At 55.5% G+C, this 26,536-nt stretch carries 27 protein-coding genes; 13 read left to right on the forward strand and 14 right to left on the reverse strand.

The features are described from left to right. Nucleotides 1-301: 301 nt before the first annotated feature. The 5 genes from AC13QO_RS15075 to AC13QO_RS15095 all read right to left on the reverse strand — a co-directional run bounded on the left by AC13QO_RS15075 (nt 302) and on the right by AC13QO_RS15095 (nt 4,433). Nucleotides 302-895, reverse strand: a complete 594-nt coding sequence (locus AC13QO_RS15075) for a VOC family protein (protein WP_488541072.1) — start codon at nt 893-895, stop codon at nt 302-304. 283 nt (nt 896-1,178) lie between these two features. Further along, complete coding sequence (locus AC13QO_RS15080) at nt 1,179-1,946, reverse strand: SDR family NAD(P)-dependent oxidoreductase (RefSeq protein WP_488541073.1); 768 nt, start codon at nt 1,944-1,946, stop codon at nt 1,179-1,181. A gap of 162 nt (nt 1,947-2,108) precedes the next feature. Beyond that, nucleotides 2,109-2,405 carry a YciI family protein gene (locus AC13QO_RS15085; RefSeq protein WP_488541074.1) on the reverse strand — a complete coding sequence of 99 codons (297 nt, stop codon included), beginning with the start codon at nt 2,403-2,405 and terminating at the stop codon, nt 2,109-2,111. 131 nt (nt 2,406-2,536) lie between these two features. Then, complete coding sequence (locus AC13QO_RS15090) at nt 2,537-3,433, reverse strand: LysR family transcriptional regulator (RefSeq protein WP_488541075.1); 897 nt, start codon at nt 3,431-3,433, stop codon at nt 2,537-2,539. Between the two features lie 217 nt (nt 3,434-3,650). Then, the gene (locus AC13QO_RS15095) at nt 3,651-4,433 is read right to left on the reverse strand and encodes an aspartate/glutamate racemase family protein (protein ID WP_488541076.1); all 783 of its coding nucleotides are present in this window, start codon (nt 4,431-4,433) and stop codon (nt 3,651-3,653) included. A 128-nt stretch (nt 4,434-4,561) separates the two neighbouring features. Here AC13QO_RS15095 and AC13QO_RS15100 point away from each other — a divergent pair, with 128 nt between their 5' ends. From AC13QO_RS15100 to AC13QO_RS15120, 5 genes are all read left to right on the forward strand, one after another. Further along, nucleotides 4,562-4,717 (forward strand): hypothetical protein, encoded by a 156-nt coding sequence (locus AC13QO_RS15100; RefSeq protein ID WP_488541077.1) that lies wholly within the window; start codon nt 4,562-4,564, stop codon nt 4,715-4,717. A gap of 290 nt (nt 4,718-5,007) precedes the next feature. After that, nucleotides 5,008-5,928, forward strand: a complete 921-nt coding sequence (locus AC13QO_RS15105) for an ABC transporter permease (RefSeq protein ID WP_488541078.1) — start codon at nt 5,008-5,010, stop codon at nt 5,926-5,928. After that, complete coding sequence (locus AC13QO_RS15110) at nt 5,925-6,962, forward strand: ABC transporter permease (RefSeq protein ID WP_488541079.1); 1,038 nt, start codon at nt 5,925-5,927, stop codon at nt 6,960-6,962. Before AC13QO_RS15105 ends, AC13QO_RS15110 begins: the two co-directional genes overlap by 4 nt. Before the next feature lie 55 nt (nt 6,963-7,017). Next, complete coding sequence (locus AC13QO_RS15115; protein WP_488541080.1) at nt 7,018-8,022, forward strand: sugar ABC transporter substrate-binding protein; 1,005 nt, start codon at nt 7,018-7,020, stop codon at nt 8,020-8,022. A 144-nt stretch (nt 8,023-8,166) separates the two neighbouring features. Continuing rightward, nucleotides 8,167-9,702 (forward strand): sugar ABC transporter ATP-binding protein, encoded by a 1,536-nt coding sequence (locus AC13QO_RS15120; RefSeq protein WP_488541081.1) that lies wholly within the window; start codon nt 8,167-8,169, stop codon nt 9,700-9,702. Nucleotides 9,703-9,779: 77 nt separating this feature from the next. On the opposite strand, the gene AC13QO_RS15125 is transcribed toward AC13QO_RS15120, so the two are convergent. Further along, entirely contained in the window at nt 9,780-10,214 is a 435-nt protein-coding gene (locus AC13QO_RS15125) for a MarR family winged helix-turn-helix transcriptional regulator (protein WP_488541082.1), read from the reverse strand. 65 nt (nt 10,215-10,279) lie between these two features. Here AC13QO_RS15125 and hmgA point away from each other — a divergent pair, with 65 nt between their 5' ends. The 4 genes from hmgA to AC13QO_RS15145 are packed head-to-tail and all read left to right on the forward strand — an operon-like array spanning nt 10,280 to nt 13,787. Further along, nucleotides 10,280-11,632 (forward strand): homogentisate 1,2-dioxygenase, encoded by a 1,353-nt coding sequence (gene hmgA, locus AC13QO_RS15130; protein WP_488541111.1) that lies wholly within the window; start codon nt 10,280-10,282, stop codon nt 11,630-11,632. A gap of 60 nt (nt 11,633-11,692) precedes the next feature. Next, nucleotides 11,693-12,328 carry a maleylacetoacetate isomerase gene (maiA, locus tag AC13QO_RS15135; RefSeq protein WP_488541083.1) on the forward strand — a complete coding sequence of 212 codons (636 nt, stop codon included), beginning with the start codon at nt 11,693-11,695 and terminating at the stop codon, nt 12,326-12,328. Between the two features lie 59 nt (nt 12,329-12,387). After that, complete coding sequence (locus tag AC13QO_RS15140) at nt 12,388-13,125, forward strand: CoA transferase subunit A (RefSeq protein WP_488541084.1); 738 nt, start codon at nt 12,388-12,390, stop codon at nt 13,123-13,125. Continuing rightward, nucleotides 13,125-13,787, forward strand: coding sequence for a 3-oxoacid CoA-transferase subunit B (locus AC13QO_RS15145; protein WP_488541085.1), 663 nt, complete (start codon nt 13,125-13,127; stop codon nt 13,785-13,787). The genes AC13QO_RS15140 and AC13QO_RS15145 overlap by 1 nt, the downstream gene beginning before the upstream one ends. Nucleotides 13,788-14,259: 472 nt before the next feature. Here the strand turns inward: AC13QO_RS15145 and AC13QO_RS15150 are convergent, their stop codons facing one another. From AC13QO_RS15150 to AC13QO_RS15165, 4 genes are all read right to left on the reverse strand, one after another. Then, nucleotides 14,260-15,000, reverse strand: a complete 741-nt coding sequence (locus AC13QO_RS15150; protein ID WP_488541086.1) for an SDR family NAD(P)-dependent oxidoreductase — start codon at nt 14,998-15,000, stop codon at nt 14,260-14,262. A gap of 104 nt (nt 15,001-15,104) precedes the next feature. Then, entirely contained in the window at nt 15,105-15,875 is a 771-nt protein-coding gene (locus AC13QO_RS15155; RefSeq protein WP_488541087.1) for an SDR family NAD(P)-dependent oxidoreductase, read from the reverse strand. Nucleotides 15,876-16,053: 178 nt separating this feature from the next. Then, entirely contained in the window at nt 16,054-17,385 is a 1,332-nt protein-coding gene (gene fahA, locus AC13QO_RS15160; protein ID WP_488541088.1) for a fumarylacetoacetase, read from the reverse strand. Between the two features lie 464 nt (nt 17,386-17,849). Next, nucleotides 17,850-18,650 carry a helix-turn-helix transcriptional regulator gene (locus AC13QO_RS15165; RefSeq protein ID WP_488541089.1) on the reverse strand — a complete coding sequence of 267 codons (801 nt, stop codon included), beginning with the start codon at nt 18,648-18,650 and terminating at the stop codon, nt 17,850-17,852. A gap of 309 nt (nt 18,651-18,959) precedes the next feature. Between AC13QO_RS15165 and AC13QO_RS15170 the strand changes: the two genes are divergently transcribed. The 4 genes from AC13QO_RS15170 (at nt 18,960) to AC13QO_RS15185 (ending at nt 22,228) form a co-directional block, all read left to right on the forward strand. After that, entirely contained in the window at nt 18,960-20,336 is a 1,377-nt protein-coding gene (locus tag AC13QO_RS15170; protein ID WP_488541090.1) for an amidase, read from the forward strand. 120 nt (nt 20,337-20,456) lie between these two features. Then, nucleotides 20,457-21,065, forward strand: coding sequence for a nitrile hydratase subunit alpha (gene nthA, locus AC13QO_RS15175; protein ID WP_488541091.1), 609 nt, complete (start codon nt 20,457-20,459; stop codon nt 21,063-21,065). Between the two features lie 9 nt (nt 21,066-21,074). After that, nucleotides 21,075-21,740, forward strand: a complete 666-nt coding sequence (gene nthB / locus AC13QO_RS15180) for a nitrile hydratase subunit beta (protein WP_488541092.1) — start codon at nt 21,075-21,077, stop codon at nt 21,738-21,740. After that, a complete protein-coding gene (locus AC13QO_RS15185; protein WP_488541093.1) occupies nt 21,740-22,228 on the forward strand; it encodes a nitrile hydratase accessory protein in 489 nt (162 codons plus the stop codon). The genes nthB and AC13QO_RS15185 overlap by 1 nt, the downstream gene beginning before the upstream one ends. A 437-nt stretch (nt 22,229-22,665) precedes the next feature. On the opposite strand, the gene AC13QO_RS15190 is transcribed toward AC13QO_RS15185, so the two are convergent. From AC13QO_RS15190 to AC13QO_RS15205, 4 genes are all read right to left on the reverse strand, one after another. Continuing rightward, nucleotides 22,666-23,751, reverse strand: a complete 1,086-nt coding sequence (locus AC13QO_RS15190; RefSeq protein ID WP_488541094.1) for an alkene reductase — start codon at nt 23,749-23,751, stop codon at nt 22,666-22,668. Nucleotides 23,752-23,796: 45 nt separating this feature from the next. Next, nucleotides 23,797-24,687, reverse strand: a complete 891-nt coding sequence (locus AC13QO_RS15195) for a quinone oxidoreductase family protein (protein ID WP_488541112.1) — start codon at nt 24,685-24,687, stop codon at nt 23,797-23,799. Between the two features lie 156 nt (nt 24,688-24,843). Then, the gene (locus tag AC13QO_RS15200) at nt 24,844-25,968 is read right to left on the reverse strand and encodes an alkene reductase (RefSeq protein ID WP_488541095.1); all 1,125 of its coding nucleotides are present in this window, start codon (nt 25,966-25,968) and stop codon (nt 24,844-24,846) included. A 338-nt stretch (nt 25,969-26,306) separates the two neighbouring features. After that, nucleotides 26,307-26,536, reverse strand: a 230-nt coding sequence (locus AC13QO_RS15205) for a hypothetical protein (protein WP_488541096.1), incomplete at its 5' end; no start/stop codon positions are given.

Below are 26,536 nucleotides of genomic sequence, written 5' to 3' on the forward strand. Positions count from 1 at the left end.
ACACCCAATAGCGCCAAAGATCCCGACCTGAAGTTCCCGGAAAGGCCGCAATCGCTTTCGACTGGGTGAAGGTCAGTGCCGCGCGCTTACTTCGCGGACGCACAGGTCCTGTTAAGGACGGCAGATCGATGTGGTGGGTTATCGTTCGACGTCATCCTGACGCTCGTAGCGGTGATGGTAGCGCTTAAGGCCAGATAACTTCCGGATGGAGCGGTGAGGGATGAAGATTCGACACGGAGCCGGGGTAGGGGAAAACGCCGAAAGTAGGGAAATCGCAGATTCTGCGATTTCCCAGAATTGCTCATGCGACCGAGCGGGCGGCCTGTGTCTTGGTAGTAGAAGCAGCCTTTGCGTCAGCCTCACGGGTCTGTTCATAGGCGTCGAAGTCGAATGAGAGCAGATCAATCTCTTCGATCGGATCGTACTCGCGTGGAACACCCTGCCAGCCGATCTTGTCGATGCCCCAATAAAATTCCAGCAGATTGCCGTCGGGATCGCGAGCGTAGAATCGCGGTTGATTGCCCGGGCCGCCTTTTCGGCTGTTGACGATCTCGACGCCACCATCAGTCATTTTCTTCAGCAGTGCTAGAAGCGCCTCGGGGGTGTCGAGTTCGAAGGCGATGTGATGGAGACCGAATCCGTACCGCGGCGCGTTCGGAGAGTCCTTCGCAAGGATGTCTTCACGCATACGGAAGATAGAGAGTTCGTGGTGCGTGACGTCACAGCGTACAAAGGCGCCCTCTGCAACAGCGACGCCGTGACCGAGACGGTCGGCTGGATAAACGAACTTCTCCGTCAGGCGCATTCCGAGATACTTCGTATAGAATTCGACAGTCCGGTCAACATCTCGAACCGTCAGGCCTACATGTCCCAACTTACTAACGCGCGGTTCCATTAAATCTCCTTCGGTTCGCTATTAGAACAAAAACGTTCATTAATCGAACAATACACGAAGGGTGCACGATGTCAATCGAAATCGACGCTTGAGCAAACCGTCACTGTTCGGTGCAAAGCAGAACAGCGACACGGCAAAAGCGCGACCGAATGCAATGTGAAGGGAAGCGATGATGAATTCGAACTTTCCGCGCAAGTATGCGATCGGAGCGACATGTCACCGATGTGAAAGGGAATCTCTCCGCACGGCGTTTCCTTTCCAAAGTATGCCGGCAGCTAAAATCCTAAAAAAGCGGAACGCCTGTAAGACCGGTCAGCTTGTGAATGAGGGCCGATTGGAAATGCGGGTCGGTAACCTCCGGAGCTGTCGTCTGTCTCTGGAAATGATACCAGTAATAGCCGCTGAGCTTGGCATTCAGATCGTCGCTCAAGGCGAGCCATGTCTGCGTTCGATGCCCCATCTCGAGATCACCAGAAGCCTCGGCGCCGCCCATCTTCGTTGGAACCCAGCCAGGATCGACGGTGTTGCTGACAACATCCGGCCAGGTTCGCGCGACAGCGGTCGAAATCGTCGCGAGATACAGCTTGCTCTCGGAGTAGGCTTGGACCGGGTCCCAGGGACGCTCCTTCCAATCGAGGTCATCAAGCGAGGCGCCACCGCCACGATGCATCCCACTACCGACATAGATGAGGCGGCGGGGGCGTTCGATCAGGTGGGTTAAAATGTAGGGCGCAAGTACGTTTACCGCCAGTGTTTTTGCATGTCCCTCAGGCGTTTTGCCACGGCTGGGCTCGAGGTAGACGGCCGCGTTGTGAATGACTGCGTCCATTCGGCCAAGTGCATTGACCTGCAGCGCGATCGAGCGAACCTCCTCGGCGCTGCTCAGGTCGCCTATCACCATGCCGAAGGCATTGGATGGCAAGGCCGCAACAAATGCTGCTCTGGCTGGCGACCGAGCATGGAGGACGACTTGGTGCCCTTCAGAAATAAGCCGGTGTGCTGCGGCAAGTCCAAGACCATCTGTCGAACCGGTAATGAAGACCCTACTCATACCTGTCTCTTTGTAGCTCTTCGGGAAAATGCGCCCTTGGGAAACCTTCTGCGAGCTTTTGATCGGGCATAGACAACGCTCATTGCCCGCGGACCGTTCTCGTCTGCGCACTCGTATCGAACGATCGCGGATCATCCTTCTGTCGGGCCCATGACCTTCGCGTCAGAGCAGACATTTGCCGTCAACGAATGCCTTCCGCCAACGCTTGATCACAGGGGCCTTATATACTCCGTGTATAAAGAAAGGATCATTGTCGACGAACCGTTCGGCAACCGAGCGATCATCAGTGTCGATCAACATCACTCCGCCGATTCCTGCCGCCCCGTCGTCGCTGAGAAGACCTCCGCTCGCGACAATGATTTCCAGGTTTTCCCGGACGTAATTTAGGTGAGCGTCTCGAAATCTGGCTCTCAGATCCTCCACGCCGCTCTGATCGTCGAAAATAATCGCATAAGCCATTGTAAGCCTCCGCTTGGTGATGCCAACGCAATAAATTCCAAGACGCAGCGATACATGATGTCGGGAGGCATTTCTGTCATAGGCGGATGTGACACTACCGCCTGACAGCCGCGTGAATGACGCGGCTGTCGCTACCTGTACTTATGAAACTTCTCGATTAGCCAACTCGTGAAAGCCTTCAGACTGGCGCTTTGTAGACGCTTTCCCGGATATACCAAGTGGAAGGCTAAAGGAGGTCGGCTCCATTCCTCCAATATAGGAACGAGTTGACCTGTCTCGAGATGCTCCTGCACGAATGGTCTTAGTTGCTGACCCACTCCCAGTCCAGCGACGATCATGTCGATTAGGCCGTTCCCGTCGTTGGTGGAGTAACTGAATTTATCGAGCTCCAGGCTCTCAGTTTTGCTCTTTAACAACAGGGGCTCAATCTTCCCCGATGCCGCAGAAAAATAGCCGATTACAGAGTGATTGGTCTGGAGGTCGGTCGGGGAATGGGGCATGCCGAATTTTTTGAGGTAGGCAGGAGCAGCGCAAGTCACATAGGGGAGTTCAACGATTTTTCGCGCAATCAGACTGGTATCGTGCATTTCACCGGCTCGTATCGCACAATTTACACCTTCTCCCACTAGGTTGATGGTGCGATCGCTAACACCGAGCGCAATGGTGATCTGTGGAAACTCTTCGCAGAATTCTGGAAGTGCCGGGATCAAAAGCGAGTGAGCGAACGATACGGGAGCGTCAACTCGCAAGTGGCCTCTCGGCTTGAGTTTTCTACTTCGGACAGCACCTTCCGCCTCATCAAGCTCGGCGACCAGGCGCACCGCACGCTGATAATATTCGAGTCCGTCAGAAGTTGCGCCTATCGTTCTTGTGCTCCTGTGAATGAGGGCAGTGCCAAGATGTAGCTCAAGTTCCTTCACCAATTTACTGACGGTGGAACGAGGGATGGAGAGCTGATGCGCCGCAAGGCTAAAGGAGCCGGTTTCGACGACCCGCAAGAACGTTCTGATTGCGAGGAGGTGGTTCACGGTGCGCCCCTAAATGGCGACCTGTTTGCGTAGCGTAACATGGGTCGCAACTGGTTGTTCAGGGAGCCAAACGTAGCCAAGAATCCGAACCACGGAAACTGAGCGAGGAATGATTTGAACCGCTAATTCTTGGCTGCCATCATCCGATCCCTGGTCGGCCGATAAGGGGAGCCGCCTTCCCACCCCTCAAGTCGGTTCTTCCGAAATGTCTTGTGGGTTACATTTTTCGAAGGAGTTCTCGAGCAACTTCGCTTGGCGCTGGGTAAGCTAATCGGCTGTGAACCAAGCCAGTCCGTGCCCTCAGAGCCACCGCGAGTTCGGCAAACAGCACGGGTGTTCCAATCGCATCTATCATCGGTACGCCGTCCACGTCACGAAGTCCATTCTCGGCGGCCATCACACCCAAGACCCCTTCCGCGGGAATAACAACTTGTGCGCCGGCAGCTACCGCCTCACGTGCGCCGACAAGTAGGCGGTCGAGATAGGTGGCCGGTGTGTCGAAGTTCTCGTCCAGCTCCGCCTCAGAAACGTCACCCGGGATGAGATGAACTCCGCTGATTCTTTCTTTCCACTTATGAAGCGCTATCGACTTTTCAATAAACGGGATCACCAGCCTGTTCAGCGTCACAAAGCCAATTCGCTGGCCGCTCATCGCTGCTGCCATGAAGCAGGCTTCGGGCATTGAGACCACAGGGATCCGAGCAAGCGACCTCAGTTCGGTCAAAATTGGTTCGCTGAACGATGCAACAATGAACGCGTCAGCGCCTTCATTCTCTGCCTCGAGCAGAGACTGTATGAATGCAGGCGTCACTATGGAGTGATAGATGGCGGGGCACCCAATAACGTCCGTCGCCGGGAGGCCGCGTCCCAAATGATTGTTGCGGCCCCTTAAAACAACTTCCGTCTCCGGAGACGCGATCTTTGCGAAGTGTGCTGCGAGCGCCTTTGCGTAATTTGGATGGTACGCGAAATCCAGCGTGGATTGATACCACAGTTTCATATCTGATCCTCCGATTAGCCACGCCCGCAAAGACCCCTCGAACGTCGGGACCAAAAGCGCAACCCTTTAGCGTTATGCGAAAGCAATCGAAGTAGAAGCCGACCGGCGCCTCTTGTCAGTCACCTAGAATGGTGACTGAGACAGCACTTGATATTCCCTTCGAAATGTCCGGCACCGATAGCGAAATCGAAACGACGCCAGGTCTGCAGGCTCTCGGCGGCGGGCGCGAGGCCACGGGCATGCTTGAACACGGCGCAATGGGCGGCCGTATTCCTCTCAAATAACTTCGCGTAGCAGGGCAAGGCACCGCGCATCTAGATACGATTCATCGGCTGTCGATGACTGTCACATGGCCTTGGGACTGATTTGCGGCGGCGTATCATTCAGCTTCTATGCCCAGAGGGTGAACTATAATCGTGCGTGCAGAGCCGGCACTGTTGAATCAACAAACCCGGCTGCCTTATCGCCGCAAAATGAGCGGCACAGCGAAGACGGCTTTCCGTTACTTCCGTGCACGCGAAGGAGACATGAAGCCTTGCGAGACCAAGTTACCTGGGAGAGGGCCGTCGCGATCTTGCGCATCACTGCCCCGTTCATCGTCCTAGTCGCCGTCGCCGGTTGGACGACGCCGTCTTTCTTGACGGTCGACAATCTGGTCCAAGTCCTCCGTCAGGTATCGATCACCGGTTTGATCGCAATAGGGGTAACGTTCGTTGTAATTTGCGGTCGCCTCGATTTGTCGGTTGGTTCGATGCTTACGCTTTGCGGGGTCGTCCTCATCAGCGTTCACGAGCGGGCCGGCGCGGGCGTTGCGATCACAGCCTGCCTTTTGGTGGGTGTTCTAATCGGGGGGCTCAACGGATTTTTGGTGGGCCTCCTGCGACTGGACTCGCTGATCGCCACCTTGGGCATGCTTTCCGTTCTCCAGGGACTCGCATTGATATATACGGACGCTCACAACGTGTGGGTTGCGAATCCAAACGCCACATGGTTTGCATTTCTGGGTCGTGGTGAGGTCTACGGCCTTCCTTTCCCGGTGGTTTTGCTCATTACGGCTGCGATCGTGTTTTCGGTCCTTCTGCATCGGACCGTCTATGGACGCCAGATATTCGCCGTGGGCGGCAACGAGATCGCCAGCTTCTTCTCAGGGGTTAGTGAGCGCAGGACGATTTTCTTCGCCTACGTGATTTCCGGCTTCATGACCGCGGTCGCGGCGGTTGTCTTCGGATCCCGTGTTATGGCAGTCCAAAACAACTCAGGGGCTGGCTTCGAAATCAATGTACTTGCCGCGATCATACTTGGAGGGACAAGTCTGTTTGGCGGTTCTGGCAGTATTTTGCTCTCGCTTCTCGGTGTAGTCGCCCTCGGTCTTCTTCAAAACTGGCTCTTGCTGATGGGCTTCCCGCATCAAGCCCAGTCTCTCGTGACCTGGATCATCATCGTCTCTGCCATTTGGATCAACGAGGCGCGCAAAAGAGGGCGGGTATTCGCATGAGAAACGATAGCCTAGCGAGTACCGCGCTGGAAGCCGGATATGATCCGGCAGCGCTCAACGCAGTCAAAGATTCAAATGTCATGAGCATGAGAAAAATGAGGTCAGTGCAAAAGCTCGCCCGGTACGCGATCTGGATTCTCCTGCTTATTGAGTGCGCCATCTTTGGTGGCATCAGCCCCTTCTTCTTTAGCACCTATAATGTCTCAGAAATTCTCCTGCAGGTCGCATTGCTGGGATTTCTTGTAGTCGGGCTTCTGCCGGTGATGATCAACGGAAATATCGATCTATCTGTCGGTGCGACCATGGGACTTGCTGCCTGCATGGTAATCGGCCTTCAGCCATGGGGACTGTCAGTCGCTATCCCTTTCACAATCGTCGTCGGAGCATGCCTCGGTTTTTTGAACGGATGGCTCGTCGAGAAAAGTGGGGTGAATTCCTTTGTGATCACCTTGGCGGCGATGATTGGAATTCGTGGTCTGGCATTTCTTTACACCGGCGACACGTCGATATCGGCAAGCGACCCCCGCTTTATCGAGTTCGGGACCATGTCTTTCGGCCCGATTTATCTGGTTGTGATTGTTTTCGCCGTACTTTTCGTCGCCTTCCACTGGATTCTGGCCAAAACGATCCATGGGCGCAACGCCTACGCGATCGGCGGCAACAGAAGTGCAGCCGTGAACGCAGGGATCAATGTCTCACGTCACGTGATCGCCAATTTTACGCTCTGCGGCGCCATAGCGGCTGTGGGCGGGATTGCGATGTCTGCTCAACTCGGGGCAGCAACCGCGCGATATGGAACAGGCTACGAACTGTGGGCAATAACCTCTCTGGTCTTGGGAGGAACAGCTCTCAAAGGGGGTAGCGGGACAGCAATCGGCGCCTTGGGTGGATTATTGGGACTGACCGTCCTGCGGAATGGAATGGACATCATCCAAGTCCAATCCTTCTACGCGCAGGTGGTGCTAGGGGTCGTTCTCATAACAGCGATCGCAGTCGACAAGGGCTTAAGCAAATCGCAGTTTCGCGCCGAGTGATTTGTTGTCGTGCGGCTGCCGAACAATTTCAAACTCAAAAGGAAGGGGAATACACATGAAGATAACAAGAAGAGTACTGTTTGTGGCAGCCGCAATCGTCGCGATGCCGGCACTTTCGGCAGCCGAAGACAAGCTGCCTGATTGGCTTCAACCGCCGCTTAAAAAGCCTTTGAATGAAGTTGTCATTGGCTTCGCTTCGTTCAGTGTCGGAAACAACGGCTATACTTCGACACTGACGGAAACGATCGTCTCCGAAGCCGCGAAACTTGGCGTGAAGGTCATTGTCCAGGACGCTCAGATGGACCCGCAGAGGCAGGCCGGGCAAATTCAGAACCTGATTGCGCAACGCGTTGACGAAATCATTGTTTATCCGGTGGACGGAACGGCCGTGATCCCCTCCTTGAAGAAGGCGAATAGCGCGGGGATCCCGTTGACGATCGTGAACGCGCCCATCGACAAATCAGGCGATCAGTATGTTAAGACGTTCACTGGCCCCGACGACTACCAAGAGGCCTTCCAGGCCGGCGAACTGATGGCGAAAGGTCTTGGCGGAAAGGGCAACGTTGTTATGATCAACGGAAGCCCCGGCTTCGTACCGTCCCAAAAACGCATAGATGGGTTTGTCGACGCCCTGAAGAAATATCCCGACATAAAGGTAATTGCCTCGCAAACGGCGAACTGGTCGCGTGAGCAGGCGCAAACCCTTATGGAGAATTACATTACTCAGTTCGGCAATGACATCGATGGTGCTTATGCGGCAGAGTCCGGAATGGGTGTTGGGGCGTTGACCGCAATCAAAGCCGCGGAAGCTGACGGCAAGCTTAAGCCGAACAAGATCAAGGTCGTAGACTGCACACTTACGATGGCCGGATACGATGCTATGATGGAAAATGGTTATTACTACGCGTCAGTTTATCAGTCTCCAGTAGAAGACGGAAAACTTGCTTTTGAAACCGCCATCAAGGTGGTTCAGGGCAAGGATGTTCAGCCGAAGATGTACATCAAGACGCCTGACGTGACGCTGGAGAACGTGAAGCAGATTTCCCGACCGACATGGTAGTGTCCGGTCGATTGGACTGGTGAACATGTGCGGCGCTGGCAGGTCACAAGATTAGATCTGCCAGAGCCGGCACGAATAACCAAGCGTTCGACGCTCGACTATCAGGACGCAGGTTTCCCAAATTTCACAGACGGAAGCAGCAAAATGAGTGCCGCAAGTCAAATCACCGCAAATGCAACTGCTGAAGCAGATTTGCCGGTTCTCGAGGTCTCAGGAATTTCCAAGGCTTTTCCAGGCGTCCAGGCGTTAAAATCGGTGAATTTCTCCGTTCGCGCCGGAGAAGTCCACGCGCTGTGCGGGGAGAACGGAGCAGGCAAGTCGACCCTCATGCGCATTCTTGCCGGAAACGAGCAACCGGACGCCGGCCAGATCTGGCTATCAGGTCGACAGTCGGCGTTCCGGGGACCGCTGGATGCGAAAAGGGCGGGCGTGCTGCTAATTCACCAAGAACTGTCTCTCGTGCCCGAGATGTCGGTCGCTGAGAACATATTCCTCGGTAACCTGCCCCGCAGGCGCTTCGGCCGCGTCGACGAAGGAGCGCTCCACGAGAAGGCGGAAAAACTGCTCGGGACAATGAAATTTGCTCCGAAGCCCGGAGCCAAGGTCGGAGATCTGTCCATTGCCCAGCAACAATTGGTCGAGATTGCGCGTGCAGATGCATTTCAAGCATCGGTCATCATTTTCGACGAGCCAACGGCGTCGCTGACAGAAAGCGAAGCCGAAGTCCTCTTTCAAAAGATTGCCGAACTCAAGGCGCGCAAAATTGCGGTAATTTACATCTCTCATAAACTGGACGAGGTATTACGCATCTCCGATCGTGTCTCCGTCCTTCGGGATGGAGAAGTTCAATCGACGATGGAAGCAGCCGCGACAGATGAGGACGGAATCACCCGGTTGATGGTGGGCCGCGAGCTTGATCACGATTACGAAAGGGCCGAGCATCCATTCGGGAGCGAGATCCTGCGCGTTAAGGATCTCCAAGTTCCCGGTTTTGCAAGAAATATTAGCTTCAGCATCTGTGCCGGGGAAGTCCTCGGATTGTATGGTCTGGTTGGCGCAGGTCGTTCCGAGACTGTTGAAACCATCTTCGGCGCGCGGAAGGCAGGCGGAGGGCAGGTGTTTTGGAAGGGGACGGAGGTGCAGATCAAGAATCCGCGAGATGCGATGAGGCTGGGCATTGGTCTTGTCCCTGAAAGCAGAAAGACCCAAGGCCTTGTCCTCGGAATGGGCAGCCAGAAAAACATATCGCTTCCGCTCCTCGGGCTGATCAATAAATTGAACTTTCTGCTCAACAGGAGGGAGGGGCAGATTTTTGAGGATTATCGTGCAAGGTTGGCTATTGCCACTTCTGACGGCGGAAAGCCAGTTCAATTTCTCAGCGGCGGGAATCAGCAAAAGGTGGTCATCGCAAAATGGCTGGCGCGCGGACCTAAGTTGCTAATTTTGGATGAGCCAACGCGCGGCGTAGACGTGGGCGCGAAGGCTGAGATCCACCGCCTGATTTCTGAACTGTCCGGGAAGGGCCTGGCGGTGTTGCTGGTTTCATCAGAAATGCCCGAGATAATCGGCCTCAGCCATCGCGTGATAACGTTCTACCATGGCAATATTACTGGCGAATACCGCGGCTCAGAGATTACTGAGCAAAACCTAATCGACGGTGCAATGGGAAAACGCAATTAATAGGCCGTGGTGCGCCAGGCGCTGCCTGGAGCCGCCGAACCGAACCGAGCTCTCGTCCACGAGCAGCAAGGTTTCGCTCAGGACTCGCAAGTAAGCTCTTCAAGTCGCTTGAGCGCGCTCAACAGCCCTGTGGCCTCTGGACCGAGTGCATCCATGATTTTCTTCTCGAACGCGAGAGCTCGGGGCACGATTTCAGAATATGCGCGCATGCCTTGAGGCGTGAGGGAGAGGTTTTCCTCCCTTCGATCATCGATGTTCGGACGACGCTTTAACCACCGTCGTTCCTCAAGGGCTCGCACTGCCCTGCTAACCTTGGTTTTGTGCATGGAAGAGTGCTGTCCGATGGCTTTGGCGCTCAACTGATCGAATTGCCCGAGCGTGGCAAGGACTCGCCACTCAGGCACCGTCAGATCGTGATGTCGTCCGTACACCGATCGAAATTCTTGCGAGATCGCGGCCGCAACCCGATTAAGCCGGTATGGAAGAAACTGCTCAAGGTGAAGTGTCGTCATGCTTGATAGTTACAAAATCAACAGTTACCACTGCAACTAAATTATCGGAGGGTTTGATAGTGAATCTGAAGAGTGTTGCTCAACGGTCTCAGTCAGGTGGCTACGGCAATAGCGCCATCCAGGCAGGATATATGTCCGGATTTGGAAATGGGTTCGAGACTGAGGCACTTGTCGGAGCGTTGCCTTTGGGGCGCAATTCGCCTCAGAAGTGCCCGTACGGGCTTTATGCCGAACAATTGAGTGGGTCGCCGTTTACTGCTCCCAGAGCAACGAATGAGCGCTCGTGGCTTTACCGGATCCGTCCCACGTTGTCTCACTGGAATGGTTTCCAAAAGGCCGACATCGGTCTTTGGAGAACTGCGCCGGCGCAGGAGGTTGAGATGCCGATCGCGCCGATGCGGTGGGATCCCATTCCATTCCCAGCCGAACCTGTCACTTTCGTCGAAGGTATCCGCACGATCACAACTGCTGGGGACGCGGGTTCCCAGGCGGGAATGGGCGCCCACGTGTACCTGGTCACCCGCTCAATGGTCGACGAATACTTCTACAACGCTGACGGTGAATTACTCTTCGTTCCTCAGCAGGGCAGACTACGCCTTGCTACCGAATTTGGGATCATTGGCATTGAGCCGGGCGAGATAGCGGTGATCCCTCGGGGTGTGAAAATCAGGGTCGAGATCGTCGATGGCCCCGCGCGGGGATATCTGTGCGAGAATTACGGGGGTGCATTCGCCCTTCCTGAGCGCGGGCCGATTGGCGCGAATTGCATGGCCAACCCACGCGATTTCCTGACGCCAGTGGCCGCCTATGAGGACACAGATGTAGCGTCAAAGATGTTCGTAAAATGGGGAGGGTCGCTTTGGGTGGCAGAGATTGATCACTCCCCTCTGGACGTCGTCGCTTGGCATGGCAACTACGCGCCGTATAAATACGACCTTCGCCGATATTCTCCTGTCGGCCCGATCCTGTACGATCATGCCGACCCGTCCATTTTTACAGTACTGACATCTCCTTCGGAGACCCCCGGGACGGCGAACATAGACTTCGTCATCTTCCCCGATCGTTGGCTGGTCGCTGAGAACACTTTCCGTCCGCCGTGGTATCATATGAACGTGATGAGCGAATTTATGGGCCTCATTTACGGCGTTTACGATGCCAAGACCGGCGGCGGGTTTTCGCCGGGCGGGATTTCACTTCACAATACCATGCTGCCTCACGGTCCGGACTTAAGCGCGTTTGAGCAAGCGAGCAACTCACAGCTCGGCCCGCACAAATTGGAGGGGACCCTGGCTTTCATGTTTGAAACGCGCTTTCCCCAGAAGGTGAGTGCTTTCGCAGCGGAGAGCGACGCGCTGCAGCAGGGCTACGGCGCCTATGGCCGAAAGCTTGAAAAGCATTTTGATCCGACGCGCGCTTAAGGCCAATTCGGCCTCAGCTGGCACCCCGAGGAACGGAGCAGTGAGGAGCAGGAAACGCGGATGAGGGTTTACACTTACTGGCGCTCCACATCGTCGTACAGAGTGCGCATAGCGTTGGCACTAAAGGGCATTTCAACAGATCTCGAGTTTGTTCATCTGCTGCGAAATGGTGGAGAGCAGAACGGGGCTCGATATCGCGCACTAAATCCTCAAGGCAGGGTGCCGGCACTCCAGCTCGATGATGAGACGGTCATAATACAATCGCCCGCAATATTGGGGTATTTGGAGGAGGTGTACCCCGCCCCCGCTCTGCTTCCGAAGGATCCGGTCACGCGGGCCAAGGTCCGCGCAATATCTTCGGTCATCGGATGCGACATACACCCATTACACAACGTCGGCCCCTTGAATTATCTTCGGCGGACCCTCGGGGCGTCGGAAGCTGATGTCGCGAGTTGGATCGCCACGTGGGTGGGGCAGGGTCTCACGGCCGTTGAATCGATGGTGGGAAACGACGGGTACAGTGTCGGCTCGTCGCCGACACTTGCGGACGTGTTTCTAATCCCTCAGTTGTACGCAGCGCGCCGCTATTCCGTTCCGCTGGACAAATTTCCGCGTCTCTTAAGGGTGGAAAAACTGGCTCTTGAGAACGACGCTTTCCAGCGCGCGCATCCGTCGGTTCAAGCCGACGCAGAGTGAGCATCCGAAGCGCACCTCAACCACCAGCCACCGAAATCGGGCTTACCATGGCGACGAGAATGAGCAAAATTTTTGAGAGTTCGTACACGGCATTGGCTGATATCCTCAAGTCCGGAATGACGATCATGGCGGGCGGATTTGGGCTTTGCGGCATCCCCGAGAGCTTGATTGAAGCGGTACGGTCGTCCGGCGCCAAAGAACTAACTTTTATCTCCAACAATGCGGGCGTGGATGGGGTTGGTCTTGGGCGTCTCCTCGAAACCGGGCAAGTCCGCAAGATGATTTCCTCATATGTCGGAGAAAACAAGATCTTCGCGCAGCAATATTTGTCCGGGGAGCTTGAACTCGAATTTAACCCCCAAGGGACGCTTGCTGAAAGAATTCGAGCGGGCGGCGCCGGCATACCGGCCTTCTTTACCAAGACCGGCGTCGGCACGCTTGTCGCTGAAGGAAAGGAATTGCGTGAGTTCGACGACCAGACCTATGTGTTGGAGCGTAGTCTATTCGCCGATCTTGCCATAGTGCACGCTTTTAAAGGCGACACAGAGGGCAATCTCATCTATCGCAAGACCGCCAGAAACTTCAATCCGGTGATGGCGACAGCTGCCGCCATTACTGTCGCAGAGGTTGAACATCTGGTCACCGCCGGGACCCTTGATGCAGATTCAATTCATACGCCTGGTATCTTCGTCAAGCGCGTTGTCCATGTGCCCGACCCCACAAAAAGAATCGAACAGCGAACGACCCGCAAGCGACCGAGTGGAGCGGAAGTTTCCGGCGTCAAGGAGGTTGTATAGTGCCTTGGAACAGAGAGCAGATGGCCGCTCGGGCCGCCCAGGAACTTAGAGACGGTTTTTACGTGAACCTCGGAATCGGCATACCAACCTTGGTAGCAAACTATATCCCGCCTGATATTCGCGTCCAGCTTCAGTCAGAGAACGGCATGCTGGGCATGGGGCCCTTTCCCTTTGAGGGAGAGGAGGACGCCGATCTCATCAACGCCGGAAAGCAGACAATCACCGAGTTGCCTACGACAAGCTATTTCTCCAGCGCCGAGTCATTTGCAATGGTCAGAGGTGGACACATCGACCTGTCCATACTCGGAGCCATGCAGGTAAGCCAGGATGGTGATTTGGCGAACTGGATGATCCCCGGCAAAATGGTCAAAGGCATGGGAGGAGCCATGGACCTGGTCGCCGGTGTGAAACGCGTCGTCGTTGTGATGGAGCACACGGCAAAGGGGACGGAGGGCATAACACAGGCGAAGCTGGTGCAAAAATGCAGCCTTCCATTGACCGGGATCCGAGTGGTCGATCTCGTCATTTCTGATCTCGGGGTAATGGCGATCGACAAGAAAAACGGTGGCGGTATGTCACTCATCGAATTAGCTGACGGCGTCACCGTCGAGGAAATTGCTGCGAAAACTCAGGCAAATTTTCAGGTCTCACTAACTCGCTAGATAGTCGGCTCGAAATCCTGATGAAGAACCCGTCGCACGGTGCCATAGGATGTAGAGCAGTGATGCATTGGAACGACGGCGTGCACGTGCTCGTCAATAACGCCGGCGTAAACGATCCAGGGACGATAGAGACGACGACGCTGGAGGCCCGGAAAGGACACTTTCCGTGAATTTGACTGAAAGTTTCCTCGTCATACGCACGATCGCTCCATTGATGGAGGCTGCAGGAGGGGCGACAACATACGGCCCCTAACTCTATACGGTCCGCAGAATGGCCGCAGACATGCCGGCGGCCGTCATACATCGCGGCTTAGCACGCGTTAGCTCTCGCGCGACTAAGGTCTTCGTCTTTGATCCATGCGATTAGCCCGGATCGGCATTTTGCTCACTTTTTGTTGGACACACAGATCCTGGTTCTCGGAAAGCGATTCGTACGTCACGATCGCACAAACAGCGCCTTCCTATGTCCTTCTTAGACCGCAAGCCCACCCAAGGACTTGCCACCGTCGACCAGCAACACTTGTCCGACGACAAAATTCGTGTTGGGTGAAGCGAAAAACGCCACAGCGTTGGCAATATCCGAGGGGTGTGCAATCGTCCCAGTCGGTTGTTGGGCAAGCTGGATTGCTTTTTCCTCATCGGTCTGACGCAGAAACATCTCGGTTTCAACGCTGCCCGGGGCGACAGCATTCACAATGATACCCTTTGGCAACAATTCCATCGCAAGAGCGCGTGTAAGCCCAACCACCGCGGATTTGGACGCTACGTAATGGGCATAGCCCTTGGCGCCTAAAAACGCCCGAGACGCTATGTTCACAATCCTTCCTCCTGGTTTCATACGGAGAGCGGCAGCTTGTGACAGCAGAAAGAGCGCAGTCACGTTAACATCCAAGACCTGGGAGAAGTCTGTTTTCTCCAGATCAAAGATCGGCTTTGTACCGAATATTCCTGCATTATTGACGAGGACAGTCGGTTCGGGGAGGCTTTCGATGAGAGGTCTCAAGGAGTCATGATCCGCTAGGTCAGCAAATTGGAAGCGCGCCGAATGACCAGCGCCTGACAACTCGGTCGCACAGGCCTCGCCGCGTACGGCATCTCGGTCCAGAATTATTACGGAAAAACCATCTCGGCATAGTCTCTCGGCGATGGCTCGGCCGATGCCCTGCGCTCCGCCGGTCACGAGTGCGATCTGAGTCTTGTGTCCGTGCGTCATTCCCAGTGGTCTCCTTTAGGGCTCTCATGACGAGCAGCGCGCTCGCCTATACTTCGAAATTTACCCCCGCGATCTCGTCGCTGAGAGGCGGCCTATGCAGGTGGCTATGCCATTCGGTAGCCGCCGTTCACGTCGATGGTGGCACCGGTGATGTAAGAAGCTTCGGGTGAAACGAGAAAACACACGACGTTAGCCAGGTCGTCGGGATGACCCAATCGCTTTAATGGAATGGAGTCTGCGATACGCTCATGCACTGCTTCAACGTCTGCTCCATTTCCAATGGTGGCGTTGAGCATTGGAGTATCGATAATGCCAGGGGCGACGCAATTGACGGTGATGCCAAATGGAGCGAGCTCACGGGCGGCGGCTTTGGTAAAGCCCAGAACTGCTGATTTAGATGAAATGTAGCTTGACGAAGAGCGGTAACCTCCCAACTCGGCGGCCACGGAACTCGTCGTTACGATACGGCCATCTGCAACGGGCGTTTGCCGGCGGCGGCGGGCATATTCACGGCAGCACAAGAATGTGCCAAGCGTATTGACCGAATGCGTTCTTACCCAGTCTTCCACCGATATGTCGACCATGGGGATTCGATCATTGTTTGCTGTGATCAAAATTCCGGCGTTGCAAACAAGTGCCGCAATGGGGCCACAACTCGTCTCGATCGCGTCGAACAGGTCGATCACCGATGCCTCAGAGCTTACATCCACCTGCCAGGCGCCGTGGTGAGAACCAGGCAGTTCCGACAACGCGGCTTTGGCTGCTTCGCGGTCGAGGTCAGCGATCGCGACTTGCCATCCTTCTGAAGCTAGTCTCCTGGCGATGCCTAACCCGATTCCGCGTGCACCACCTGTGACCAACGCCAATCCTCGCATCTTTGCTTTGCTCCTCTAATGTCCACCTCTGCAAGCCTATCATCAGCCAGCTTGAAATCCCGTCCCCACGGAATGTGACGAGGTAATAGCTGCGAGAAGCAAGAATCGTCTCGCGTTGGGACGAGCGTGCTGTCCCAGACCTCGGCTGCGTAAAATTGGGGACGCCCTAACAGAGACCTTAAGTCGCCAGATTCTGGACGATGGTCGCTCGGCAGTCGCCGAAGCCAATGCTGACGGCGCTGTCGTCTCCAGGCGTCCTCGCACGAAGAATTATCTCATCTCCGTCTTCAAGGAATGCTCGCGTTTCGCCATTGTTCAGCTGTAGCGGCGATTTTCCGCCCTGGGATATTTCCATCAGGCTTCCATAACTCCCGGGGTTCGCGCCCGAGATGGTGCCAGTACCCAGCAGGTCGCCGACATTTAACTCGCACCCATTCGATGTATGGTGGGTTACCAATTGTCCAAAGGTCCAATACATGTCGCGCGCCGTGCCTCGGGAGAGACGTTGCTCTGGCTTTCCCTCCGATTTCATTCGAGCTGTCCTGATCAAGACCTCGAGATCTACATCCAACGCGCCGGCTAATTGATCTTTCTCGGAACTCAAGTGAGGGAGGGGGGCAGGGTCCCCCTCTGGCCTCAACCGCTGTGCGGTTCGGAAGGGCAGCAGGGCCTCGGCCGTGATTACCCAGGGTGAAACGGTGCTAGCGAAATTTTTGGACAGGAATGGCCCGAGAGGCTGATATTCCCATGCCTGAATGTCTCGAGCCGACCAATCGTTTAACAAGCAGAACCCGCCGATGTGGTCAAACGCGGTCTCGATGCCGATTGGCTCGCCCATCGTGTTTCCCCTTCCGATCCACGCACCGAGCTCGAGCTCGTAGTCTAGCCGGCGGCTCGCCGCGAATTCTGGCGCGCTGCCCTCTGAAGTTTTCAGTTGGCCCATCGGACGTCGTACCTGTCCCCCGCTGGTTCGAATAGTCGAGACGCGACCGTGATAACCGATCGGGACATATTTATAGTTCGGCATCAAGGGGTTATCGGGGCGCAACAACCGCCCGACATTCAAAGCATGTTGTATGCCGGCGTAAAAATCGGTGTATCCACCGATCTGGAAGGGCAGTTGCATGAGCGAGTCGTCGGCCGGCGAAAGCATCGTTGCAGTTTGCGACTTATCTTCATGATCTCTCGCGAGGACATCTGAAAGGAAAAGCCTGACGGCCGTGCGGGTATCGGAGGGAAGGGCGAAAAAGCTATTTAATGGCGGCAGTGCCGCGGTCTGGAGGGCTGCCCGCAGGTGCTGCGGCACAATCGCACTTTGCGAAAGCTCCACGATGTCGAGGACTTCGTTGCCGATGCGAACACCCGTCCTACGTTCGCCGTTCAATGTGACAAAGATTCCAAAAGGCAAGTTTTGAATCGGGAAGTCAGGATGGCCGTTGGCACTATCCACGAAGCTGAGGCGATGTGGATCGTGGCTGCGGTCGAGCTTTGGCTTTATTTGCGGTTTCATCTGTGATTCCAGTAAGGTTGCGTTGCGAGCTCTGACGGGCGCGATACCGGCTTCAAGGCATTAGTTCACAGACGCTTAGGAATATTGCACCGCCTGGAACGAGTAGTCATCTGAAGGCCAATCGCCTTCCAGGATAGAACGCGACATCCCTCTTTCGGACGCTCGCGCGCTTGCACCCATCACCGCCACATGCGCGCTAAGTTGTCATGCCTCTTAGGGGTTCGTCTGTCACCTGCAAATGTGACGTGCTTGATTTTCGGCTGCGGGAAGCAAAATTGCGCAGTCTGGCACGTGCCCTCGACAGCAGGCCGGCGTGTTGGGGCCCGACGAATTCGGTCAATTCCCGGCAGGGACCGACCATCGCTGTCTCACGCGCCTAAACGGATGGTCCAGCCTACTCGGCGGGCTGAATACTTCTGGACATCGCTTCGACGTCGACGGCGTCTAGCGCTTGTCAGCCTCGACTACATGTATGGGCGGTCTGCTCCAACCACTAGGTGTGTCAGTTCGTGCTGGGTCGAAATGTTCAGCCGCGCATAAGCGCGCTTGCGATAGGTGAGTACCGTATTGAGACTTATTCCGAGTTCCAGGGAGATGCCCTCAGAGGTTAGTCCGCGTACAATATGTGCACAGACCTGGAGTTCTCTGTGGGTCAGCTCTGGAGCGGCCATACGAAGGCAGCCGATGATATCATGGTCTTCCAAGCTGGCTGGATTGCGCTCGCTTGTCAGCCCGTGGCGCCGAAGAAGAGCTTCGGTGATTTCGGCCGTGTCGCTCAGGTACTGGCAGACGCTCGGGTCAAATCCCTGCCGGTCGTTGAAATACAGATTGAGCTGCATTTTTCGGCGGCCACGTATATGGCAAACCGAAGCACGACTGCGCAGGTTCATCGAGGTGAAACAGTCATCTCTATAGGACGAATTCGAGATTTCAGTCGGATCGATGAGCGCCAGAAAAAGCGGTACTTTTCCGCTATCTGCTTCGGCGCGCCGTACCGGATCTGCCATCCAATGAAGATTGACATACTTGCGGTTGCTTTCGTGAAGCCACCGCGGAACACCGATTCCGTCTATAATCGTCGTCTTTGGCGCCTCGCCGCTTGATCCCGTAAATACGGTCAGGGACTGACAGCCCGTTGCCGCGTGCGCTGTCTTGAATAACGCCTCCGAAAAGTTGGGTCTTCCGACCGCTTCGATCAGATCACCCAGCGCCGCCAGAAAACCACGCGGTGGATAGGAGGCGGATTCTATTGCCTTAATCTGCATGGTCATCTCCCAGCGCGATATGTTCCCGGCTTTTTTCTATGAGAGTAGCCAACTGTCACAGTTGTGCAATATATTTATTGAAATCGCGGTGCTTAGCGCGGTTGTGGGATCTTTCCGTCGGCGTCTTGTCAATCCTTGTCACATGCGATTGGGACGGAAACCTGTCCGGAACGTCAGTCATAATGGCATTCGTAGAGGCTTGCGTTTGCATGACGTTTGGTCTCAGGCCGTCGGCTGCCTTCAACAGAGGGCTTCAGTGAGGCACGCACGTTGTCAGGCGTTTAACCCTAATAGGACAGGATACCTAAAGTGCATTATTGGTCGCTCGCAGAGGTTTCTCGTGCCATTCGGGACCGAAAGGTCTCTCCTGTCGCAGTAACGGATGTTATTCTTGAAAGAATAGAGGCGCTGACGGAAAAGCATCAGGCATTCGTAACCATCCTCGCGGATCGGGCCATCGAACGCGCGAAGAAGGCAGAAGCGGAACTCGCAGCCGGCTTCTGGCGGGGTCCTCTACATGGCGTTCCCGTGACCGCTAAGGACATCATTTTTACGGATTTCGCGCCGACGACAGCAGGCCAGATTATTCGCAAGGGTCAAACGCCGAGCTATTCAGCAACTGTTATCAAACGCCTCGAAGCGGCTGGCGCAATCATACTCGGCAAAGTGAAGACCGTTGAAGGCGCGTGGACCGAGCACCACGGAGAGAGCACGCCTCCAAATCCGTGGAACGCAGAGTACTGGCAAGGTACGTCCTCTAGCGGCTCCGGCGTATCGGTTGCACTTGGACTTGGCTATGGTTCGCTTGGGTCATGTACGGGTGGTTCAATTCGCATGCCCTCCCAAGCCAACGGCATAGTCGGTCTTAAACCGACTTGGGGCAGGGTTAGCCGCTACGGAGTTTATCCACTGGCACCCTCCTTAGACCACATCGGACCGATGACGAGGACCGTCGAAGACGCGGCAATCATGCTGGAAGCTATCTCTGGCCGTGACAGCAACGATCCAACGTCGCTGCCCGCAGTTGTCCCAAGCTACATCTCAGAATGCGTCGGCAACGTTAAGGGCCTGCGCATTGGTATCGATCGCGACTACGTGTTCGAGGGTACAAGTCCGGACGTCGTCGCTGCTTTCAATCATGTTGTTGATGTTCTGCTCTCGGCAGGTGCGACGGTTCATGACGTGAAGCTACCTTCGTATCAGGAAGCGATCAGCGGGTGGCAGGTCCAGCTTCATATGGAAGTGGCGCACGCGCACAGAGATACCTATTCGCAACAAAAGCAGCATTACGGACCTGCGTTGGCTGGCATCATTGACGCCGGGCGCTCACTGACATCAGATGACATCGCGCGATATGCAGTTCATCGGCAAGCCTATTCGACCGGGCTAGCCGAGGTCTTCCAGGGCGTGGACGTCCTGCTCGTGCCGGTGACTCCGAAGGGGGTGCCGACTCTAACGGAAGCTGCTGCGCTCAGGGATGAAGTGGGGACTGAGTTCATCAAGTATACGGCGCCATTCAATTACAGCGGCGTGCCGACGATTACATTGCCGGCGGGATTTGGTCCAAACGGAATGCCGATCGGAATTCAACTTGTCGGTCGGTGGCTTGCTGAAGATCGGCTTTGTCGCGCTGGGGCAGCGTTTCAGCGCCTCACTGATTGGCATACGAAACATCCGCCAGAATAGGTTCGGGCAAAACGCCGCGACCTTTTTTGGCAATAAGGCCAATTCTTTCGTCTGTGTACTCAAACGTTATATAATGCCTTGGGCCACGAACGCGCTGGGAGCATTCAGGAGTAACAAGCAGTGTCGGATTCTTTTACTGAGCCGCCATCACCGTCGGCCCTACGTGCCAAAGCGATCGAGAGCCTATTGCTCGAGAAAGGCATCCTGGCTCCGGGAGCGGTGGACGAGCTTGTTGACCTATTCGAAAATGACCTTGGTCCTCGCAACGGAGCCAAAGTAGTGGCTCGTGCATGGTCAGATCCTAGCTATAAAACGCGCCTCCTCAAAAATGGATCAGATGCGATTCTCGAGCTTGGTTACTCCGGCTTCCAAGGTGAGTACACGGTTGTGCTCGAGAATACGCCCGAAGTGCACCATGTCGTCGTATGCACACTTTGCTCCTGCTATCCATGGCCAGTTCTAGGTCTTCCGCCGAGCTGGTACAAATCCTTTGCCTACCGCAGCCGCGTCGTCGCCGAACCTCGAGCCGTGCTAGCAGAATTTGGGCTGAAGATACCCGACGAGGTCGAAGTACGGGTGTATGATTCCAATAACGAAATTCGTTATTTGGTTTTGCCTGAAAGGCCACCCGGAACGGAAGGTTGGAGCGAAGATGCGTTGGCGGATCTCGTCACGCGCGACTCCATGATTGGGACCGGCGTTTGCGCGATACCCAGGAAGGCGGAGTGAGGTGGTTCCATGAACAGCATCCACGATCTCGGCGGCATGCAGAATATGGGCTCATTGCCGTTCGAAGAGAATGAGCCTCGTTTCCGCCATGACTGGGAGCGCAGTGCTTTTGGCATCACCATTCTCCTGATAATGTCCGGTTTGTTTAAGGCCGATGAACATCGGCACGCCTCCGAGCGGATCCCGCCAGCAGACTGGTTAGCATCGCCTTACTATTTACGCTGGCTGGCCGGTTCAGTCAGGATGCTGATGGAATGCGGATATGTTTCCTGTGAAGAGATCATGAGTGGGAAAGCAGATCCGAATGCCCGCTCGAAACCCGGACCAAAATACATTGAGCCCGAGAAAGTACGTACGATCGCAACCACAAATCATGACGTGACCGGCGAGGCGAAGCAGGGCCCTCGGTTCGCAGTCGGAGAGAAGGTGCGAGCAAGAAATATTCATCCCAAGACGCACACCCGCCTACCTAGGTACGTTAGAGGTAAGATCGGAACGATTGCGGCGCACCCCGGTGCATTTCTGTATGCCGACGCGCGTGCGCATGGTGGCGATGATGTTGCAGAGCACACGTACAGTGTTCGTTTTGAGGGCGCCGAATTGTGGGGCATTGATGCAGGTCCCCGTGATGCGGTTTACATCGATCTTTACGACACATACCTGGAGGCGATTTGATGGACGCTCAGGAGGCACTTCGCGAACTCGATCCATGCAAATCATTTGAGATTGGCCAGGGTTCGGGCGCAGGACTTCCCGGCTTTGGGGACCCGTGGCACGCTCAAGTTTTCGGGACAACCATGGCTTTAGCTCGGGCCGGGCTATTTGAGTGGGGGACTTGGGTGGCCGCGTTCAGTGAAGAGATCCGTGCCAACCCACAACAGGCCGGCGAGACAGTCGAGGCTGCCTATTATCGACAATGGCTTGCCGCTCTGGAACAACTGACAAAGCGGGTGGGCGTCCTGGATGATCGCGAGATTGATGAAACGGTCGAACATTGGCGGCGATCGTATTTAAACACACCGCACGGGAAACCGATCACCCTATCTCGAAAATGGCCTGAACCCTCACATCATGACCACGATGATGATGATCATGTTCATCATCATGGTCATGCACAGTCTGGGAAGCGCCCGCTGCCTATCGCAGTTGATCGCGCGCGTTAATTTCGGTCCAGCTGACATTTCAACATACTGTGCAAGACTATTCGCCTGACCTGCTTCGCGAGGTCAGTGGTGAAGCTTGTCGTGCAGTTGGTCAACTATGGTCCGGAAATAACGATTCCAAAAAAAGCCCCGCGGAGACCGCGGGGCAGTAGCTCTGGGTTATGTCCGGCAGGACCGGTGCTTGGGAGATGATTATCCCAGAGCGGGGAAACCTGATTCGGAATGTGCCATACAAGGTGAGCAGCTCGTGGATGGAACCACTGCTTCCTTGCTACACGATCGCGATGAGTGACCCTACGCTTGGCAAGCTATCACAAGCGACGCAGGTTGTGGGTCACCTGATCTTGTGACTGAGGCTTGCCGGGGAGCGCGCGCTGGCGGAGTCAATCACACCTTCGCTTGCTATGGAAAACATCATTTCCCCGGCAGTTGGCAGACTACTTTTGCTGATAGCTTGGAAAATCGATGTAGCCTCGATCGTCCCCACCGTAGAAAACCTCGCGGTCAGCGATTGCCAATGGAAGTCGATCGCGGAAGCGTTCGACGAGGTCGGGATTGGCAATATAGGGGCGTCCAAAGGAGACGAGATCGGCCACGCCTTGGTCAATAGCCGCCTGGGCTTTCTCCTGCGTGTAGTCGCCGGCAATGATCAAGGTGCTGCTGAAAGCCTTGCGGATGTCGGCAAGGAGCGCCTCGCCGATGCCCATGTCGAACAGGTGCAGATATGCAATGTTCCGCTTTGAAAGTTCCGCCGCCAATGTCACGAACGTTTCGTGTTCGCTCGGATAGCCAACGGCATCATGTATCCGGCCCTTCGGGGTAAGACGAATACCCACTTTTTCTTTGCCGATGGCTTCAGAAACCGCGTCAACCACTTCCAGAACAAATCTGATCCGGTTCTCGATTTTTTCGCCGCCATACTGATCGTCTCGCGTGTTGAGTGCGCCGTTGATAAATTGGTCCAGAAGATAGCAACCGGCCGAATGAATCTCGACGCCGTCGAATCCAGCGAGGACCGCATTCCTGGCTGCTTGAACATAGTCCTGTGTCGTCGCCTGGATATCTTGAATGCTCATCCTCCGCGCACGACTGGCCTGAACTTGGCCGGGGTTTCCTTCGACGTCAAAGGCGAAAACAGGCCAGTTTGTCGAAACCTGGCTCTCGACTGATGAGACCGGAGCCCCACCATCCTCCTGCAGAGAGGTGTGCGACATCCGGCCGGTATGCCATAGTTGCGCAAAGATGCGGCCGCCGGCCTTGTGCACGGCCGTTGTCACCTTTCGCCAGCCATCCAGTTGCTCTGGCGAGTAGATCCCAGGGGTCCAAAGATAACCCTGGCCTTGCTGAGAGATCTGGGTTCCCTCGCTCACGATCAAACCGGCAGATGCACGTTGAGCATAGTAGACAGCAGCGCTCTCGTCCGGAGCGTGGGTGCGGGCTCGAGAGCGCGTCATTGGTGCCATCACGACGCGGTTGGGCAGTGTTAGATTGCCAAGCTTATAGGGTCCAAGCAAAGAGGTCATGTTTTCGTTCCTGCTAAAGGGAGAGCTTTTTCGATAGGTTAGTGACTAGACGTCGTCCTGCAGACGCAGGACGATCGAGCCGACTGCGCCTCTGGATGTGAGTCTTTGGTAGGCTTCTTCGTACCGTTCGAGGTGATGAACACTGTCGATCACAGGTTTCAGCAGCCCCCGCCGCGCGAGGTCTCCGATCTCCTGAAGCGCCTTTTCGACGTTAAGATCGGCTTCGGCGTGCAGGCTGTATCCGACGACGTCCTTTTCATTGACCACCATGTCTACGAGATCAATTTTGGCCTCCTTACCGGCGGTGAATCCGATTGAAACGAGGCGACCGCCGTGGGCGAGAGCACGCGCCATCTCACCGAGTAGAGTTCCGCCGACGGGATCCATGGCAAAATCCGCTCCTTTGCCGTCGGTAGCGTTCCGCACTGCTTCTTCCAGAGTTTGGGAAGAGAGATCGATGACGGTCGTCGCGCCAGATCCACGAGCCCGTGCGGCCTTTTCCGTCGTCGATGTCAGGGCAATCGGCTTACCTCCAAGTGCTTTTGTCACCTGGACAAGAGCGCTCCCAACTGAGCCGGTGGCACCGGATATCAGTACCGTCTGCCCCGAGCGGATCCCTGCTCGTCGGGTTAGCGCTAAGTAAGCAGTCAGATAGTTGACCGGTAAAGCGGCCCCTTGGTCAAACGTCAAATTGCCGGGCAACTGCGTGATGCGGTGGTTCTCGACGAGGACCACCTGCTGAAACAGGCCGTCGCGGGATATGCCGAGGTCGCCGCCCCCGTATATCACAACACGGGTGCCGGGCGCGAAGGTATCGCTTTCCTCAATCACGCCAGCGCCCTCGTTACCCAAAACGAAGGGAGGTTGGAGAACCCCGATTTCGCCGCGGCGAATGAAATTCGATAGCTGATTGACCGTTGCCGAATGCACTCTCACCAACGAATATCTCGGAGCCACTCTCGGAACAGGGCGCTCAACAAGCGACATCTCAGGGTTCTGTCCAAATCGGTCTACGACTAATGCCTTCATGTTGGTCTAGTCCCTTTGTGGTTGTGCGTGCTGGCTTTCTAAACAAGCCCTCGATCTGCTTGGCTAAGGACGGTAAGTTGGGTAGTCGGTGAACCCAGTCGCTCCGCCGCCGTAATAAGTGGCTCTGTCCGGTTCCGTCAGCGGCCAGTTGTTCTTCAATCGTGCGACGAGATCAGGGTTGGAGATGAATGGTTGGCCAAAGCCAGCAAGATCGATTGCGCCGCGTTCGATAAGATCCTCTGCTCGATCGCGATCCATACCCCCCGCCAAAATGATTGCTGTCTTAGGAAGGAGGTTCCGAAAGCCTTCCAGAAGCGCATCAAACCGCGACGACAAATGGGCATTCTTGGTACCAACCCGCGTACCACGTGTATGGTCCATGAAGTGAACAAAGGCGATTTCTCGCTGTCCAAGAGCCTTGATCAAGTCTCTGAATGTGTTGTCGATTTCGTCGAACAAGGGCATCGCATAGGGCTGCCCGTACGGGGAGAGGCGTATGCCTGTACGTTCCCTTCCAATCTCCGCGGCTACCGCATCCACCACCTCCAGGACAAAACGCAGCCTGCCTTCCATATGATCGGCGGCGTATCGGTCGGTCCTGTCGTTGACCAGCGGATTGATAAATTGGTCTATCAGATAGCCATTCGCGCCATGGATCTCGACACCGTCGAAACCCGCCTGAATAGCGTTTGCGGCGGCGCGAGCGTAATCGGTAACAACGCGGCGGACCTCTTCTGACCCAAGAGCGCGTGGCGGGGACGACTCCACGAATCCAGGTGTACCGTCCGCTTCGTTCCCAAATGCCAGAGCTCCCTCCGCGCGGTTATTCGTCGAACTAACGGGAGGAACGCCATCATCTTGGATAGACTGATGTGACACCCGCCCAACGTGCCATATTTGCGCGAAAATAGATCCGCCGGCTCGATGAACCGCTTCGGTCGTGTGTCGCCACCCGTCGATCTGCTGCTGCGTGAAAATTCCAGGATTGAACAGGTAGCCCTGTCCCTCACGCGATATCGGAGTTCCCTCGCTGATGATGAGGCCTGCCGTCGCCCGCTGGTTATAGTAGAGCGCTATCTGTTCGTTCGCGACGTCGTCGGGTGCTCTCGACCTGGTCATAGGCGCCATGACAACGCGGTTCGCCAAATTTCGCCCAGCGAGATTGAACGGAGAAAACAATTTGGGCATCCAAACCTCTTTGGTTGCGCAAGGAAGACCACCCCTCGCATCGCGGGCCAGAGTTAGTGTCGGGAATTAGAAACAAAAGGGGTAAAATGTAGCAACTCATTCCACGTACGTGCACAATGCGGCGCTGTGTACATAGTGAGCGAGAGAATCGATGAAAACGAGCACGGATCTTCGACGCGCCTCGGGCGATCAGGGCCTGAGGAGCGCTTGCGCTTCTCGGATGAGTCGCTCGCCATCCACACCTGGAGCTCGCTCGGTCCCGCAAACTCACCCTTGGACCGATATAATCCCCTACGACCTGCCGTTTCGTCACGCGACCATGCTAGTGCTGGCACACTTCAGACGACCAGTGCTGCAGTGGGATAGACTCTTCTCCGTTCCGTGTTTAGGACGATCAGCGAATGCATTTCCATGCAATGCTCGCTGTCCAGGAAACCCTCTTCCAATCCATGGCAGATTTCCGCAGCTTCTTTGGATTCAAAAGTGTAGATCGAGACAGAATCGAACCCGGCCCCATCAACCGGCAACGCACCTGTTGTGATGTCAAGAATCGGGAAATGTTCGTAGG

Source organism: Rhizobium sp. CNPSo 3670, from assembly GCF_057784555.1.